Raw genomic sequence first — 16,562 nt, 5'->3', positions numbered from 1 at the left:
GAACGAAATCGCCTCAGACGCTCGGCACCCCCGCGGCACGCTCGACGATGACCACGTGGAGGTTGCGCGGACCGTGCACGCCCTCGACCCGGCTGAGCTCGATGTCGCTGGTGGCGGAAGGGCCGCTGATCCAGGTCAGCGGGCTCCCGGCGGCCACCGCCGGGCCGAGCAGCGCGATGGCGTCCGGGACGTCGACGACGACCTGGTCGGCACGGACGATGCAGACGTGGGTGTCGGGCACCAGGGTGATGGCGCGGCGGCCCTGGTCGGGGCCGTGGTCGAGCACGATCGTGCCGGTCTCGGCGATGCCCACGGCGGCGGCGGTGACCACCGCGTCGATCAGGTTGAGGTCATGGGCGGTCAGCGTCCCGTCGTCCACAACGGCGCCTTGGACGTCGACCGACAGGCCGCCGGGGACGATCACAGAGGCACCGGCCGGGAGTGCGTCGGCGACGGCGGAGGCGAGCGTGTCCGGCGTACACCTCACGACCGTGGCGCGGTAGTCGGCCACCCGCTCGGCGAAGAGGCCGAGCACGTCGCGGGGCGGCGTACGCCGGGGGGCGGCCGGCTGGGCCGGGATGTCGGAGACGTCGGCGAGCGCCGCGCGGACGCGGCCCAGGATGTCGTCGCGGGCGCTCATCGGGCGCCCCCGTTCGCCCGTCCTCCGTCGGTCCGCTTCCACCACGCGCGGAACGACTCCTGCGGCGCCGGCGGGAGGTCCCGGGCGGCGGTCCAGGCCGAGGCGCCGAAGCGCCGCCCGATGCCGAGCCCCAACCGCGTGAACCGCTCCCCGAACCGCAACTTGCGCGCGTCCCCGAGCGCGATCGCCGCGCCCTTGAAGGCGACCACCTCGGCCTTCGGCATGCGGACCCCCTTCTTGGCTCGATGGGCGTCGACGACCTTCGCGCGCTGGTCGACGAGGACCGACGGGATGTCGATGCGCACCGGGCAGACCTCGAAGCAGGCGCCGCAGAGGGAGGAGGCGTACGGCAGCGAGTCCACCTGGTCGTCGCCGCCGATGCCCTTGAGCAGCGGATTGAGGATCGCGCCGATCGGACCGGGGTAGACCGAGCCGTAGGAGTGCCCACCGGTGCGCTCGTAGACCGGGCAGACGTTGAGGCAGGCCGAGCACCGGATGCAGCGCAGGGCCTGCCGTCCGACCTGGTCGGCCAGGGCGTTGGTGCGGCCGTTGTCGAGGAGCACCACATGGACCTCGGCCGGCCCGTCGCTCAGGTCGCCTTCTCGGGCATGGACGCCGGACCACGTCGAGGTGTAGGGGTTCATCCTCTCGCCGGTCGAGGAGCGCGGGAGGAGCCGGAGCAGCGGGTCGAGGTCCTCCCAGCGCGCGACGACCTTCTCGATGCCGACGACGGAGACCAGCACCTCGGGCAGCGTCAGGCACATCCGACCGTTGCCCTCGGACTCGACGACGACCAGCGTGCCCGTCTCCGCGACGGCGAAGTTGGCGCCGGAGACGCCGACCTTGGCGCGCAGGAACTTCTCGCGCAGGTGCTCGCGCGCCGCGGCAGCGAGCACCGCGGGCTCGTCGGTCAGGTCGTCGGGAGCGGGACGGCCGACCTTCTTCATCTCGCGCAGGAAGATCTCCCGGATCTCCGCACGGTTGCGGTGGATCGCCGGCACCAGGGTGTGGGACGGGAGGTCGTGGCCGAGCTGGACGATGAGCTCGGCGAGGTCGGTCTCCCAGGCCGCGATCCCCTTCGCCTCGAGCGCCTCGTTGAGGCCGATCTCCTGGGTGACCATCGACTTGACCTTGACGACCTCGTCGACGCCGTGACGCTGGGCGACGTCGGCGACGATGCGGCACGCTTCGTCCGCGTCGCGCGCCCAGTGCACGGTCGCGCCGTTGGCTGTGAGGGTCTCCTCGAGCCTGATCAGCTGCTGGTCGAGGTCGAGCAGCGCCGCCTCCTTGACCGCCGCGCCGGCCAGCCGGAGCTCCTCCCAGCCGGAGGTGCCGCCCATCGACTCGGTGACCTCCTCGACGAGTCGGGCCCGCTTGGCACGGATCGTGCTGGTCGCGTGGGCGAGGTTGTGTCGGAGCTGGGCATTGCCGAGCGCCTCCCGGGCCGCCACGGGAAAGGTCGGCATCCCCACGAAGGTGCCGCTCATCGCTCAGACTCCCGGGTCTCGATACGGGTCTCGATACGCTCGCTGGCGCTCGCACTCGACCTCCGAGGATCGCTGGCGCTCGCACTCGACCTCCGAGGATCGCTGGCGCTCGCTACTCGACCACCGGGGTCGGCCTCGGTCGAGGCGAGGATCTCGGCGAGGTGCACAGCGCGTACGCCGGCCCGCTGACGGGTCATCAGCCCCCCGATGTGGGTCAGGCAGGAGTTGTCGCCCGCCACCAGCACCTCGGCGCCGGTGTCCCGCACGTGCCGCACCTTGTCGGAGCCCATCGCGATCGAGGTGTCGGCGTTCTTGACGGCGAACGTCCCGCCGAAGCCGCAGCACACCTCGGCCGCGGGAAGGTCGACGAGGGTCAGCCCGCGGACGTTCTCCAGCAACTGCCGCGGCCGGTCGCCGACCCCGAGCATCCGCAGGGAGTGGCAGGTCGGGTGGTAGGTGACCGTGTGCGGGAAGTACGCCCCCACGTCGGTCACGCCGAGCACGTCGACGAGGAACTCGGACAGCTCATAGACCTGGGGCGACGTCTGCTCGACCGCCCTCACCAGGCCGGCGTCGCCGGAGCGTCGGGCCACGATGGAGTGCTGGTGACGCGCGGAGCCGGCACACGACCCGGACGGAGTCACCACGGCGTCGTACCCGGCGAAGGCGTCGACGAAGGTCCGCACCACGGGCACGGCCTCGTCGAGATAGCCGGTGTTGACCATCGGCTGCGCACAACAGGTCTGCGCCTCCGGGAACTCGACCTCCACGCCGAGGCGACGCAGCAGCGTCACCACCGCCTGACCGGTGCGCGGGTAGAGCGCGTCGTTGATGCACGTGACCATCAGGGCGACCCGCATCGCACCAGCCCCCTTCTCGCTGGCCGCCATTCGGACCACCTTCCCGCCTTGACCTCTGTGTGGTCAGACCACAGACTCGTGACTGTAAGGTGACGGCTGCCCAACGTCAAGCTGTGCAGCGTCGAGCTGTGCAGGGTCAAGAACGGCGCGGGCGAGGAGCGAGGAGATCCGATGAGTGAGGCCGCCTGGCGTCCTGTCGCGCGCAGCCGGGCCTACGAGCTGGTGGTCGACCAGGTCGAGGAGCAGATCCTGTCGGGCACCCTCCGCGTGGGCGAACGGCTGCCGGCGGAGCGTGACCTCGCGGCGCGACTGCAGGTGTCGCGGGCCGCCGTACGCGAAGCGATCCGCACCCTCGAGGCCCAAGGTGTGGTGCGCTCCTCTGTGGGGTCCGGACCCGACGCCGGCACGGTGGTCTCGGCGGTCCCCTCCGAGGCGCTGAACCGGCTGCTCCGCCTCCACGTCGCCCTCGCGAACTTCCCCATGGCCGACGTCGTCGAGGCTCGGGTCATGCTCGAGCGGTTCTCGGCCAGCCTCGCGGCCGCCCACGCCAACGAAGAGCAGATCGCGCGGATGCACGAGCTCCTGGTGGCGATGGACGACGACGACATCGACCGCGAGCGGTTCAACGACCTGGACACCGAGTTTCACATCGCCATGGCGGAAGCCGGCGGCAACCGGCTCGTCGCGGACATGACCATCGCCATCCGCGACTCCACACGCCGTCCGATCCTCCGCGGGCTCGAGCAGCTCGGCGAGGAGTGGACGCAGGTGCGTCCCGGTCTGCGCGAGGAGCACCACGCGATCCACTCCGCGATCGTCGACGGGGACGGCGCCATCGCCGCCGACACGGTCGAGGCACACATCCGCGGCACGAGCCACTGGCTGCCCGGGGTCACAAGCTGACCTGCTGGTCGCCGAGCGGACGCAGATGACCGCCGCTCCCGGGCCGAGCCGCCCCTGAGCGGTGGTCATCTGCGTCCGCTCGGCGCGTTCAGATGCGCTTCACGGGGATGTCCCACCTGTTCGCCGCGGGCCGGCGCATCAGCGCTGGCCGCGGAAGAACTCCTCGAGCAGCGCCGTCGACTCGTCGGCCAGCACGCCGGCGACGACCTCGGGCCGGTGGTTGAGGCGCCGATCGCGTACGACGTCCCAGAGCGACCCGACCGCGCCCGCCTTGTCGTCGAAGGCACCGAAGACCAGCCGCCTGACCCGCGCGAGGACGAGGGCGCCCGCGCACATCGTGCACGGCTCGAGTGTCACCACGAGCGTGCATCCCTCGAGGCGCCACTCCCCCTGATGCGCCGCCGCCTCACGGAGCGCGACCACCTCGGCGTGCCCCGTCGGGTCGGCCGCCGCCTCGCGCACGTTGCGGCCTCGGCCGATCACCTCGCCGCCCGGATCGAGGACGACGGCGCCGATCGGGACGTCCCCGGTGGACAGCGCCGCGCGTGCCTCGGCCAAGGCCTCCCGCATCGCGACGTCATACGGGGTGGCTGCCATGGCAACCGGATCGTATGACGTCCTGGGCGGCTCAGGCGCTGGTGAGACCCACCGCGTCGTCGAAGAGCTTGCCGAAGCCGAGCCGGCGGGCGACCTCGGAGAGCATCTCGTCGGGATAGAGCTCCTCGTCGTCGAGCAGCACCGCCATGTCCATCGCGGTCATGCCGGCATCAGCGAGCAGGCCGAGATCGCCGGCGGGCTCGGGATCGTCGTCCTCCTCGGGCATCGGGAGGTTGAGGTGCTCCACGACGCTCGCGGCGAGCTCCCACTCGTCGGCGGCGGTGACGTCGGAGAGCAGCACGCTGACGCTGGCACCGACCACCCGGACGACGACGAAGAAGTCCTCGTCGATGCCGATGAGGCCGACGGCGCCGCCGTCGCCTGGGAAGCGGCGCAGCGCGTGCGCCAGTGTCTCGACATCGCTCAGGAGGTCATGCGCGATCTCCTGGACCTGCCAGACTCCCTCCTCGCGGTAGACCGCGAGGGCGAAGTCGACCCCTTCCATCTCACCCGACATGGCACCAGCCTGACATCCACAGCGCGACGCGCCAACCCCCTTTGACCGTCCTGGCGCACCGATAGTGTTCCGCCCATGCGCACCCACGTCGTCGACCACCCGCTCGTCGCGCACAAGCTGACGCGCCTGAGAGACGAGACGACCGACTCGCCGACGTTCCGCGCGCTGGCCGACGAGCTGGTGACCCTGCTGGCCTATGAGGCGACCCGCGAGGTCCGCGTCGAGGCACACGAGATCAGGACGCCGGTGGCGCCGACGACCGGTGTGCGCCTCGCGCGGCCCACGCCACTCGTGGTCCCGATCCTCCGCGCCGGCCTCGGCATGCTGGACGGGATGATGCGGCTGCTGCCAACGGGCGAGGTCGGCTTCCTCGGGATGGTGCGCAACGAGGAGACGCTGCAGGCGACGACGTATGCCGAACGGCTCCCCGAGGACCTGTCCGGCCGTCAGTGCTATGTGCTCGACCCGATGCTCGCGACCGGTGGCACCCTGGCAGCCGCGATCCGGTTCCTCGTCGACCGCGGCGCCGACCACATCACCTGCATCACCCTGCTCTCGGCCCCCGAGGGGCTGGCGAACCTCGAGGCAGGCCTGGCCGGCATCGACATCCCCGTCACCATCGTCACCGCGGCGCTGGACGAGAAGCTCAACGACAAGGGCTACATCGTCCCAGGGCTCGGCGACGCCGGCGACCGGCTCTACGGCCTCGCGCAGTAGCGCAATCAAGCACCGCCGCGGCGCCGGTCTTGCCTGGACGCAGCGCAGGGAGGGAGCGCCAGCGACCGAACGGAGCGGAGGAAGGCGAGACCTGGCGGGCGCCGCGGCCGCGCGAGCGGAGCGAGCGCAATCAAGCCCCGCCGCGGCGCCGGTCTTGCCTGGACGCAGCGCAGGGAGGGAGCGCCAGCGACCGAACGGAGCGGAGGAAGGCGAGACCTGGCGGGCGCCGCGGCCGCGCGAGCGGAGCGAGCGCAATCAAGCAGAGCGCAGCGGCAGTTCGGCGACGACCTCGTAGCGCGGCCGGTTGCCTGCGCCCTCACCGAGGTGGGACTGCACCAGGCTGACGGTGTCGGCATGCCACGACGGGCCTCGGTAGGCGTCGAGCAGCCTCACCCACTTCGTCACCTCCTGCGGCCGACCCAGCCGCGCGACAGTGAGGTGGGGGCGGAACCGCTGGCCGTCGACGGCGATGCCGCTCTTGCTGGCCGCAGCGCGGGCCCCCGTGGCCAGGCGGCTCAGCTCGGTGCGACCGGTCTCGTCGAGCTCGAGGCCCGCCCACAGCACCCGGGCGCGGGCGGCGTCGGGGAAGGCGCCGCCGCCGGTGACGGCGGTGGTGAACGGCGTACGCCGGGCCGCGGCCCGTCCGAGCCGCTCGACCAGCTCCTCCAGCGCCCGGTCGGGCACGTCGGCGAGGAACGCCAGTGTGACGTGGACCTGGTCGATCTGGGTCCACCGGAACGGTCCCGCCTCGCGGCGTACATCCAGGAACTCGTCGAGATCCTCCAGGGCACGCTCGGGCGGGATCAGGGCCGCGAAGAGGCGCATCAGCCGATCGTGGTGCCGAGCAGGCTCCCGATGAGGTAGGTGACCGCCATCGCCAGTGCTCCCCCGCCGACGTTGCGGAGCGCCGCCCGCACGGGGTGGGCGTAGCCGAGCCGGGCGCTGGTCCAGCCCGTGATCGCGAGAGCGATGACGACGGCGACGACGGTGACCCAGATGCGCCAAGGATCCGGCAGGAGGATCGTGAGCAGGGGCAGGAGCGCGCCGATCGTGAAGGCGAGCATCGAGGCGCCGGCAGCGTGCCACGGGTTCGTGATGTCGTCGGGGTCGATGCCCAGCTCGAGCACGGCATGGGCCTTGAGGGCGTTGCGCTCGGTGAGCTGAACGGCGACCTGGTGGGCGACGTCGTCGGTGAGCCCCTTGGACTGGAGGATCTCCTCCAGCTCGGCGAACTCCTCCTCCGGCATCTCGTGCAGCTCGCGCCGCTCCTTGTCGAGGAGGGCGAGCTCGGCGTCGCGCTGAGTGGAGACGGAGACGTACTCGCCGGCGGCCATGCTGAGCGCACCCGCGACCAGCCCCGCGACGCCCGCGATGAGGATGGAGGTGCGGTCGCTCGTCGCGCCGGCGACGCCCATGACGATGCCGGCGACGGAGACGATGCCGTCGTTCGCGCCGAGCACGCCGGCGCGCAGCCAGTTGAGCCGGTTGTTCAGGCCGAGGCCCTGCGGCTCCGTGTGGTCCGCCGCGAGCGCTTGGGAAGCCATGTCTCCATGGTCCCAGGCGCCGGCACCGGTCGCAAAGAAGGTGAGGCTGGGCTCACCGAGGCGGCGGGCGGAGTACCCGGTGAACCGGGTACTCCGCCCGGTCGCCGCTACAGGCCCAGCTCGCGGCCGATGAGCTCCTTCATGATCTCGTTGGAGCCGGCCCAGATCTTTGTGACGCGGGCGTCGCGCCAGGCGCGGGCGACGCGGTATTCGTTCATGAAACCGTAGCCGCCGTGCAGCTGGACGCAGTGGTCGAGCACCTCCGACTGCGTCTGGGACGACCACCACTTGGCCTTGGCGGCCTCGGTCGAGGTCAGCTCGCCGCGGGTGTGCGCGGAGACGCACTTGTCGATGTAGGCCTCGCACACCTCGATCTGGGTGAACAGCTCAGCGAGGAGGAACTTGTTGTGCTGGAAGTTGCCGATCGACTGGCCGAAGGCCTTCCGGTCCTTGGCGTACTGCAGCGTCTCGACGAGGATCTGCTTGGCGTGGTGGGTGTTGGCGACCGCGCACGAGATCCGCTCCTGCGGGAGCTTCTGCATCATGTGGATGAAGCCCATGTTCAGCTCGCCGATGACCTCGGCGTCGGTGACGCGGACGTTGGAGAAGAAGAGCTCGGCGGTGTCGGACTCCTCCATGCCGACCTTGTCGAGCTTGCGGCCGCGGCTGAAGCCCTCCTTGGTCGCCTCGACGCCGAAGAGGGTGATGCCCTTGGCGCCCTTCTCGGGGTCGGTGCGCGCGGCGACGACGATGAGGTCGGCCGAGTAGCCGTTGGTGATGAACGTCTTCGAGCCGTTGATGACCCACTCGTCGCCGTCACGGACGGCGGTGGTCTTCAGCGCGGCGAGGTCGGAGCCGCCGCCCGGCTCGGTCATGCCGATGGCGAGCAGGATCTCGCCGGACGCCACACCCGGGAGCCACCGCTCCTTCTGCTCGGGCGTGCCGAGCTCGACGATGTAGGGCGCGGTGATGTCGACGTGGATGCCGACGCAGGTCGGGTACGCCGCCCCGATCTTCGCGAGCTCCTCCTCGAGGATCGCGTTGAAGCGGAAGTCCCCGGCGCCGGCGCCGCCGTACTCCTCCGGGATCGACAGACCCAGGAACCCGTTCGCCCCCGCCTCGAGCCAGAACTCGCGCGGAAGGGCCTTCTCGGCGATGTACTTGTCGGTGTTCGGGATGACCGAACGCTCGAGCCACTGGCGCACCGAGGCCCGGAAGTCCTCGTGGTCCTCGTCGTAGATGTCGCGCTGCATGCGCGCCATGCTACCCCGACAAGTTACTCGTCCGTAACCTCGGGGGACGCCTCAGGCGAGACCTCGGGCGAGACCACCCGCTTGGGCATGGCGGCGGCAGCCAGCAGCAGGAGTACGGCGATCCCCGCCGCAGCCGCGAAGACGGCGTGCACGGCCGGCTCGAGGACGTCGGCGCTCAAGTGCTGAAGGCCGGCGGACGAGCCCGTGTGGGAGCGGACGACGCCGTTGGCGATCGCGCCGAAGACAGCGACGCCGACGGCGCTGCCGACGCTGCGGGCGAACATGTTGGCCCCGGTGACGACGCCGCGGTCGCGCCAGCCCACGCTGGACTGCGCGGCGATGACCCCGGGGCTCACAACGAGGCCGAAGCCGACCCCCATGACGAAGTTCGGCACGGCCAGCCACCACACGGGGCTGGCGCCGTTCACCGTCAGCAGCAGCAACCCGCCGACGGTCGTCGCGACGGCGCCGATCAGCGTCGTCACCCGGAAGCCGACCGTGAGGAACAGTCGGCCCGAGTTGCTCGCCGCGAGCGGCCATCCGAGGGTCATCGCCGCGAGCGCGAGACCGGCGACCACCGCCCCGGTGCCCAGCACGCCCTGCGCGAAGAGCGGGACGTAGGAGGAGAGCCCGAGCATCACGCACCCGACCAGCAGGCTGCCCGCGTTCGCCGCGTTGAGCGTGCGCCGTCGGAAGACCCACAGCGGCAGCACCGGCTCGGCGGCCCTGGTCTCGACCACCACGAAGCCGACGAGCAGCAAGGCTGCCGAGACGAAGACCGCGATGCTCGCGGCCGAGTCCCACGCCCAGCGCTGGCCACCCTCGAGCAGGCCGAGGAGCAGCAGAATGCCCCCGCCGGTCAGCAGCAGGGCGCCGAGCACGTCGACACTGTGGCGGCGCCGCTCGACCCGCTCGTGGAAGTCCCGCTGGAGCAGCCAGAGGGCGACGAGGCCGAGCGGCAGGTTGACGAAGAAGATCCAGCGCCAGCTCAGGTAGTCGGAGAAGACGCCCCCGAGAGTGGGTCCGACGAGGGATGCGGTCGCCCAGACGCTCGCGATGTAGCCCTGGACCTTCGCCCGCTCCTCCATCGTGTAGATGTCGCCGACGATCGTCATGCCCATCGGCTGCACCGCACCGGCACCGAGGCCCTGGATCGCCCGGAAGACGATCAGCGGCGCCATGCCCCACGCCACCCCGCACAGCAGCGAGCCGCCGAGGAACAGCCCGATGCCCAGCAGCATCACCGGCTTGCGCCCGAGGACGTCGGCGAGCTTGCCGTAGATCGGCACCGTGACCGCCTGCGCGAGCAGATAGATCGAGAACAGCCACGGGAACTGCGTGAACCCACCCAGGTCCGCCACGACGCTCGGCACCGCCGTCGCCAGGATCGTCGCATCGATCGCGACCAGCCCTGTGCTGAGCATCACGGCCAGGAGGATCGGCCCACGCTCGCTGCGCAGTCCGACGTCGCGCCTGCTGATCCCCGTGGTGGTCGTCACGTGCAAAGACAAGGCGATCTGGGCGTTGATCATTCCCTTCGATGGTTACTGAGCGGCATGATCGAACCCGTGGACGTCTGGCCCGGGCAGCCCTACCCCCTTGGTGCGACGTTCGACGGGAGCGGAACCAACTTCGCGCTCTTCAGCGAGGTCGCCGAGCGGGTGGAGCTCTGCCTCTTCGACAATGACGGCACCGAGACGCGAGTCGAGGTGACCGAGGTCGACGCCTTCGTGTGGCACTGCTACCTGCCACAGGTGCAGCCGGGGCAGCGCTACGGCTACCGCGTCCACGGTCCCTGGGACCCGATGCAGGGTCTGCGGTGCAACCCGAACAAGCTGCTCCTCGACCCCTACGCGAAGGCGACGTACGGCGAGATCGACTGGGACCAGAGTCTCTTCGGCTACCAGTTCGACGCGCCTGAGGAGCGCAACGACGACGACTCCGCCCCGCACATGATGCTGGGAGTCGTGGTGAACCCTTTCTTCGACTGGGAGGGCGACCGGCGGCTGGCCTACCCCTACAACGAGTCGGTGATCTACGAAGCGCACATCAAGGGGCTCACCCAGCTCCACCCCGACGTGCCGGAGGACCTGCGAGGGACGTACGCCGGCGTCGCGCACCCGGCCACCATCGAGCACCTGACGAAGCTCGGCATCACCGCGATCGAGCTCATGCCGGTCCACCAGTTCGTCCAGGACGACACCCTGCTGCAGAAGGGCCTGCGCAACTACTGGGGCTACAACACGCTGGGCTTCTTCGCGCCCCATGCGGCGTACTCCAGCCAACCGGAGGGCGCCGCCGGCCAGCAGGTGCAGGAGTTCAAGCAGATGGTGAAGACCCTGCACAACGCCGGCATCGAGGTCATCCTCGACGTCGTCTACAACCACACCGCCGAGGGCAACCACCTCGGCCCCACGCTCTCCTTCAAGGGCATCGACAACCCGGCGTACTACCGCCTCGTCGAAGACGACAAGCGGTACTACATGGACTACACCGGCACCGGGAACAGCCTCAACGTGCGGCAGCCGCACGCGCTGCAGCTGATCATGGACTCGCTGCGCTACTGGGTGACCGAGATGCACGTCGACGGCTTCAGGTTCGACCTGGCGGCGACACTGGCGCGCGAGTTCTACGACGTCGACCGGCTCTCATCCTTCTTCGAGCTCGTGCAGCAGGACCCGGTCGTCTCCCGGGTCAAGCTGATCGCCGAGCCATGGGACATCGGCCCGGGCGGCTACCAGGTCGGCGGCTTCCCCCCGCAGTGGACCGAGTGGAACGGCAAGTTCCGCGACACCGTCCGGGACTTCTGGCGCGGCGAGCCGTCGCTGGGGGAGTTCGCCTCCCGCCTCGCGGGGTCGTCGGACCTCTACGAGCACAGCGGCCGCCGCCCGTTCGCGTCGATCAACTTCGTCACCGCCCACGACGGCTTCACGCTGCGAGACCTCGTCTCCTACAACGAGAAGCACAACGAGGCGAACGGCGAGGACAACAACGACGGCGAGAGCCACAACCGGTCCTGGAACCACGACGCCGAAGGTCCGACCAACGACCCTGCCATCCTGGCCGAGCGGGCCAAGTCGCAGCGCAACCTGCTGGCGACGCTCCTGCTGAGCCAAGGGGTGCCGATGATCCTGCACGGCGACGAGCTGGGCCGGACCCAGCAGGGCAACAACAACGTCTACGCCCAGGACAACGAGCTGAGCTGGGTGCACTGGGACGAGGCGGACATGCCCCTGGTGGAGTTCACTGCGGCCCTGATCCGGCTGCGGCGCTCCCACCCGACCTTCCGGCGCCGGCGCTTCTTCACCGGCCACACCGTCCGCACGCCGATCGTCGGCGGCGAGGGCGACCGTCTCAACGACATCGTCTGGCTCGCACCGTCGGGCAAGCCGATGGAGGACGGCGAGTGGGACGGCGGGCAGGCGCTCGGCATGTATCTCAATGGCCAGGGCATCGCGGGGACCGACAGCCGCGGCGAGCGGATCGTCGACGACCACTTCGTGCTCTACTTCAACGCCGGCGACGAGCTGGAGGTCGTCCTGCCGACGGACGAGTACGCCGTCGACTGGGACGTCATCATCGACACCGGCGGCGCCGCCGGCGACCGCGGGACGCTCGTCAGCGGCTCGGTGCTGACACTGGCGGCCAACTCGGTCGTCGTCCTCCGTGAGCACAAGGAGCCCGAGGTGGCACCCGACCTGTCGGTCGCCGCGTCGGTCGCGGCTCAGTCCGGCCAGACGAACCAGACCGGCCAGTCCGGCCAGTCCGGCAGCAAACCCAACACCCCAGGAGCGGGCAAGGAGGGATGATGCGCATCCCGGCCAGCACCTACCGGCTGCAGATCACCCACGACTTCAACCTCTTCGAGGCGGCCCGGCGGCTGCCGTACCTCCACGACCTGGGCGTGGACTGGGTCTACCTCTCGCCCCTACTCGCCGCCGAGCCGGGCAGCGACCACGGGTACGACGTGGTGGCCTTCGACCGCATCGACCCCGACCGCGGCGGCCCTGAGGGGCTCGCCGCGGTCTCGCAGGAGGCGCGACGCCTGGGCATGGGGGTCCTCGTCGACATCGTGCCGAACCATGTCGGCGTCGCCACGCCCGCGGAGGACCCCTGGTGGTGGGACGTCCTCCGGCTCGGCCGTGAGTCGGAGCATGCGAACGCCTTCGACGTCGACTGGGCCGCCGGCCAGGGGCGGATCCGCATCCCCGTCGTCGGCGACGACGACCAGCCCGTGGCCGATCCCGACAGCGCGGGCGGCCCGATCGCGAACCTGCGGCTCGTCGAGACCCCCGAAGGAGGCGAGCTGCTCTACCACGACCACCGCTACCCGATCGCTCCCGGCACCTGGGATCCCGGTCAGCCGGGACAGGACCCGAACGACGTCCACGACCGCCAGCACTACGAGCTGGTCAACTGGCATGTCGCCGACGAGGGCCTGAACTACCGGCGCTTCTTCGCGGTCAACACGCTGGCGGCGGTGCGGGTCGAGGATCCGGAGGTGTTCGCGGAGACCCACGTGGAGATCAAGCGGTGGTTCGACGAGGGCCTCGTCGACGGCCTGCGTGTCGACCACCCTGACGGCCTGCGCGACCCGCGCCGCTACCTCGACGACCTGGCGGCGCTCACCGGCGGTGCCTACGTCCTGGTCGAGAAGATCCTCGAGACGGGCGAGGAGCTGCCCGCCGACTGGGCGACCGCCGGCACGACGGGCTACGACGCGCTCGCCCTCGTCGACCGCGTCCTGACCGACCCGACGGGCGAGCAGCCACTCGACGAGCTCGAGAGTCGCCTCCGTGGCGCCCCTGTCGAGTGGCAGACGATGACCCGCGACCTCAAGCGGCAGGTGGCCGACACGATCCTGAACTCCGAGGTCAGGCGGATCACCCGGGAGCTGCAACGTCTCGACGCGGTCGACGGTCCCGCCGGCTCGTTCGCGGCGGTCGCGGACGCGGTCGCCGAGCTGCTCGCCTGCTTCGGTGTCTACCGCTCCTACCTGCCCGAGGGTCGCGAGCACCTCGACGAGGCGTTCACCCGTGCCCGGATCCACCGACCCGACCTGGCGGCGACGTACGACCTGCTGCTGCCGGTGCTCGCCGACCCCTGGTCCCAGCCCGCGCGGCGCTTCCAGCAGACCAGCGGCATGGTGATGGCCAAGGGGGTCGAGGACTGCGCGTTCTACCGCTGGTCGCGGCTGACCTCGCTCAACGAGGTGGGCGGCGACCCCTCGCACTTCTCCTCGTCGGTGGCGGACTTCCACGAGGCGATGACGCGGCGGCAGGAACGGTGGCCTCACGCGATGACGACGCTGTCCACGCACGACACCAAGCGCGGAGAGGACGTCCGCGCTCGCATCGGCGTGCTGGCGGAGCTGCCGGGCGAGTGGGCAGGCGCGCTCGACGCGGTCCTCGGCCTGACGTCGCCGCCGGACCCGGGCTTCGCGTCCCTGCTGCTGCAGGCGGCGCTGGGCGCCTGGCCGGTGTCGCGTGAGCGGTTGCACGCCTACGCCGAGAAGGCGATGCGGGAGGCCGGCGACCACACCACGTGGACGGAGGTCGACGAGCCGTACGAGGAGGGCGTGCACGCCTTCGTCGACAGCCTGTACGACGACCAGCGGGTCCGCAGCGTGATCGAGCCGTTCCTCGCGCGGATCACCCGGCCCGGCTGGTCGAACGCGCTCGCCGCCAAGCTGCTCGCCCTGACGATGCCGGGCGTGCCCGACGTCTACCAGGGCAGCGAGCTGTGGGAGCAGAGCCTCGTCGACCCCGACAACCGGCGACCGGTCGACCTCGACCTGCGGGCGAAGCTGTTTCGCTCCCTGGACACGCCGCCACCTCCGACCGACTCCGTCGAAGACCCGGGCGCGGCGAAGCTCCACCTCGTGCACCGCGCCCTCACGCTGCGCCGCGACCGGCCTGAGCTGTTCACCGGATATGCGCCGGTGCCGGCCACCGGACCGGGCGCCGACCACGTCGTCGCGTTCGACCGTGGCGGCGCGCTCACGGTCGCGACCCGCCTCCCCCTCGGACTCGAGCGCGCGGGCGGCTGGCAGGGCACGCGTCTGGAGCTCCCGCCCGGCCGCTGGCGCGACGAGCTCACCGGAGCCGAGACCACGACGGGCCAGCTCGGCTGCCTGCTCGCGATCTACCCCGTCGCACTGCTGGTGAGGGTGCAGGCATGACGGCCCGTCCGACGCGCGCACGCTTCGACGTCTGGGCGCCCCGCCCCGAGCAGGTCCGACTGGTCGTCGGCGGGGAGACCGTGGACATGACCCGCGGGGACGACGACTGGTGGACGCCCACGGGGCCGATACCTGGCGCCGGGTCGGACCCTGACGCCGACCTCGACTACGGCTATCTTCTCGACAACGACCCGACGCCGAGGCCGGACCCTCGGTCGCGCCGACAGCCCGACGGGGTCCATGCGCTGTCGCGGACGTTCGACGCGTCGGCGTACGACTGGGGCGACGGCCACTGGACCGGCCGTCAGCTGGCGGGGTCGGTGATCTACGAGCTGCACCTCGGCACCTTCACTCCCGAGGGCACCCTCGACGCGGCCGCCGAGCGGCTCGGCCATCTCCGGTCGATCGGCGTCGACTTCGTCGAGCTGCTGCCGGTCAACGCGTTCAACGGCACCCACAACTGGGGCTATGACGGCGTCCTGTGGCACGCCGTGCACGAGGAGTACGGCGGCCCCGCGGCGTACCAGCGCTTCGTCGATGCCTGTCATGCCGCGGGCCTCGGCATCATCCAGGACGTCGTCTACAACCACCTCGGCCCGTCCGGGAACTACCTGCCCCTCTTCGGCCCCTACCTCAAGGAGGGACGCAACACCTGGGGCGACCTGGTCAACCTCGACGGCCCGGGTGGTGAGGAGGTACGCCGCTACATCCTCGACAACGTCCGGATGTGGCTGCTCGACTACCACGTCGACGGGCTGCGGCTCGATGCCGTGCACGCGTTGGCCGACGCCTCGCCGACCCATCTCCTGGAGGAGATGGCGATCGAGGTCGCTGCCCTGTCGGCGCACCAGGGACGGCCGCTCACCCTGATCGCGGAGTCGGACCTCAACGACGCGCGGATGGTGACCCCTCGCGAGGCCGGTGGCCGCGGGCTCGACGCGCAGTGGAGCGACGACTTCCACCATGCGCTGCACGTCGCGCTGACCGGGGAGACGCAGGGCTACTACGCCGACTTCGAGCCGCTGTCGGCTCTCGCGAAGGTGTGCGAGCGCGGCTTCTTCCACGACGGCACGTGGTCGTCCTTCCGCTGCCGGACTCACGGACGGCCGGTCGACCGGGCGACGATGCCGACCTGGCGGCTCGTCGTCGCGAACCAGAACCACGACCAGATCGGCAACCGCGCCATCGGTGACCGGCTCAGCGCTCATCTCGACGACGACCAGTTGGCGTGCGCGGCCCTGCTGACGCTGTGCGGACCGTTCACGCCGATGCTGTTCATGGGCGAGGAGTTCGCGGCCTCGACGCCGTTCCAGTTCTTCACCTCCCACCCCGAGCCTGAGCTGGGCCGCGCGACCGCGGAGGGGCGGATCGCCGAGTTCGCCGCGCATGGGTGGGATCCCGCGAACGTCCCCGACCCGCAGGACCCCGAGACCTTCGGCCGTTCGAAGCTCAGCTGGTCGGAGGCCTCGTCGGGGCGCGGCGCCCGCCTGCTGGAGGTCTACCGGATGCTCGCCGACCTGCGACGCGAGCTGCCCGACATCACCGACCCCGACTTCACGCGAGTGGCGTGCACCGCCGACGAGGCGACACGGGTGTTCACGCTGCGACGCGGGGAGACGCTCATCGCCGTGAACTTCGGCGACACGCCGGCCACGCTGCCCGCGCCCGGGATGCGGCTGCGCTTCGCGACACCGGTGGGGGCGGCGTACGACGGCTCCGACCTCACCCTCCCCCCGCACGCCGGGGCGCTGCTCAACTCGTGAGGTCGCGTTGCTCGGGGTAGTTCGGGACGTTTCCCGCGGTCTACTGGCCGGTAATGGTCGGAATCGTCCCGTACTACCCCGGGCGGACGGCCCCCCACGG

At 70.8% G+C, this 16,562-nt stretch carries 13 protein-coding genes and 1 pseudogene; 5 read left to right on the top strand and 9 right to left on the bottom strand.

The features are described 5' to 3' along the window. Nucleotides 1-13: 13 nt before the first annotated feature. The 3 genes and pseudogenes from ACYQ1K_RS00445 to ACYQ1K_RS00435 form a co-directional block, all read right to left on the bottom strand. Nucleotides 14-640, bottom strand: coding sequence for a LutC/YkgG family protein (locus tag ACYQ1K_RS00445; RefSeq protein WP_459980401.1), 627 nt, complete (start codon nt 638-640; stop codon nt 14-16). After that, the gene (locus tag ACYQ1K_RS00440) at nt 637-2,127 is read right to left on the bottom strand and encodes a lactate utilization protein B (protein WP_459980400.1); all 1,491 of its coding nucleotides are present in this window, start codon (nt 2,125-2,127) and stop codon (nt 637-639) included. The genes ACYQ1K_RS00445 and ACYQ1K_RS00440 overlap by 4 nt, the downstream gene beginning before the upstream one ends. Before the next feature lie 128 nt (nt 2,128-2,255). Continuing rightward, nucleotides 2,256-3,017 (bottom strand): annotated as a pseudogene (locus ACYQ1K_RS00435) ((Fe-S)-binding protein); the annotation flags it as partial. Between the two features lie 141 nt (nt 3,018-3,158). On the opposite strand from ACYQ1K_RS00435, the gene ACYQ1K_RS00430 reads away from it, so the two are divergent. Then, nucleotides 3,159-3,890: a FadR/GntR family transcriptional regulator gene (locus ACYQ1K_RS00430; RefSeq protein WP_459980399.1), complete on the top strand. Its 732-nt coding sequence runs from the start codon at nt 3,159-3,161 to the stop codon at nt 3,888-3,890. A gap of 138 nt (nt 3,891-4,028) precedes the next feature. Here the strand turns inward: ACYQ1K_RS00430 and ACYQ1K_RS00425 are convergent, their stop codons facing one another. Further along, nucleotides 4,029-4,460: a nucleoside deaminase gene (locus tag ACYQ1K_RS00425; protein WP_459981159.1), complete on the bottom strand. Its 432-nt coding sequence runs from the start codon at nt 4,458-4,460 to the stop codon at nt 4,029-4,031. 58 nt (nt 4,461-4,518) lie between these two features. Further along, a complete protein-coding gene (locus tag ACYQ1K_RS00420) occupies nt 4,519-5,004 on the bottom strand; it encodes a tRNA adenosine deaminase-associated protein (RefSeq protein WP_459980398.1) in 486 nt (161 codons plus the stop codon). A 75-nt stretch (nt 5,005-5,079) separates the two neighbouring features. Between ACYQ1K_RS00420 and upp the strand changes: the two genes are divergently transcribed. Beyond that, nucleotides 5,080-5,721: a uracil phosphoribosyltransferase gene (gene upp, locus ACYQ1K_RS00415; RefSeq protein WP_459980397.1), complete on the top strand. Its 642-nt coding sequence runs from the start codon at nt 5,080-5,082 to the stop codon at nt 5,719-5,721. A gap of 255 nt (nt 5,722-5,976) precedes the next feature. On the opposite strand, the gene thpR is transcribed toward upp, so the two are convergent. The 4 genes from thpR to ACYQ1K_RS00395 form a co-directional block, all read right to left on the bottom strand. Next, nucleotides 5,977-6,546 (bottom strand): RNA 2',3'-cyclic phosphodiesterase, encoded by a 570-nt coding sequence (gene thpR / locus ACYQ1K_RS00410; protein WP_459980396.1) that lies wholly within the window; start codon nt 6,544-6,546, stop codon nt 5,977-5,979. Beyond that, nucleotides 6,546-7,265: a VIT1/CCC1 transporter family protein gene (locus ACYQ1K_RS00405; protein WP_459980395.1), complete on the bottom strand. Its 720-nt coding sequence runs from the start codon at nt 7,263-7,265 to the stop codon at nt 6,546-6,548. The genes thpR and ACYQ1K_RS00405 overlap by 1 nt, the downstream gene beginning before the upstream one ends. A 107-nt stretch (nt 7,266-7,372) precedes the next feature. Then, nucleotides 7,373-8,518: an acyl-CoA dehydrogenase family protein gene (locus ACYQ1K_RS00400; protein ID WP_459980394.1), complete on the bottom strand. Its 1,146-nt coding sequence runs from the start codon at nt 8,516-8,518 to the stop codon at nt 7,373-7,375. Nucleotides 8,519-8,541: 23 nt separating this feature from the next. Further along, entirely contained in the window at nt 8,542-10,017 is a 1,476-nt protein-coding gene (locus tag ACYQ1K_RS00395; protein ID WP_459980393.1) for an MDR family MFS transporter, read from the bottom strand. Between the two features lie 57 nt (nt 10,018-10,074). Between ACYQ1K_RS00395 and glgX the strand changes: the two genes are divergently transcribed. The 3 genes from glgX to treZ are packed head-to-tail and all read left to right on the top strand — an operon-like array spanning nt 10,075 to nt 16,462. After that, nucleotides 10,075-12,327, top strand: coding sequence for a glycogen debranching protein GlgX (gene glgX / locus ACYQ1K_RS00390; protein ID WP_459980392.1), 2,253 nt, complete (start codon nt 10,075-10,077; stop codon nt 12,325-12,327). Beyond that, nucleotides 12,327-14,699 carry a malto-oligosyltrehalose synthase gene (gene treY, locus ACYQ1K_RS00385; RefSeq protein WP_459980391.1) on the top strand — a complete coding sequence of 791 codons (2,373 nt, stop codon included), beginning with the start codon at nt 12,327-12,329 and terminating at the stop codon, nt 14,697-14,699. The genes glgX and treY overlap by 1 nt, the downstream gene beginning before the upstream one ends. Beyond that, nucleotides 14,696-16,462: a malto-oligosyltrehalose trehalohydrolase gene (gene treZ, locus ACYQ1K_RS00380; protein ID WP_459980390.1), complete on the top strand. Its 1,767-nt coding sequence runs from the start codon at nt 14,696-14,698 to the stop codon at nt 16,460-16,462. The genes treY and treZ overlap by 4 nt, the downstream gene beginning before the upstream one ends. Nucleotides 16,463-16,562 lie beyond the last annotated feature (100 nt).

Source organism: Nocardioides sp. AN3, from assembly GCF_054653495.1.
Note: the sequence above shows the minus strand (reverse complement) of the source record. Positions and strands in the feature narration are given on the sequence as shown.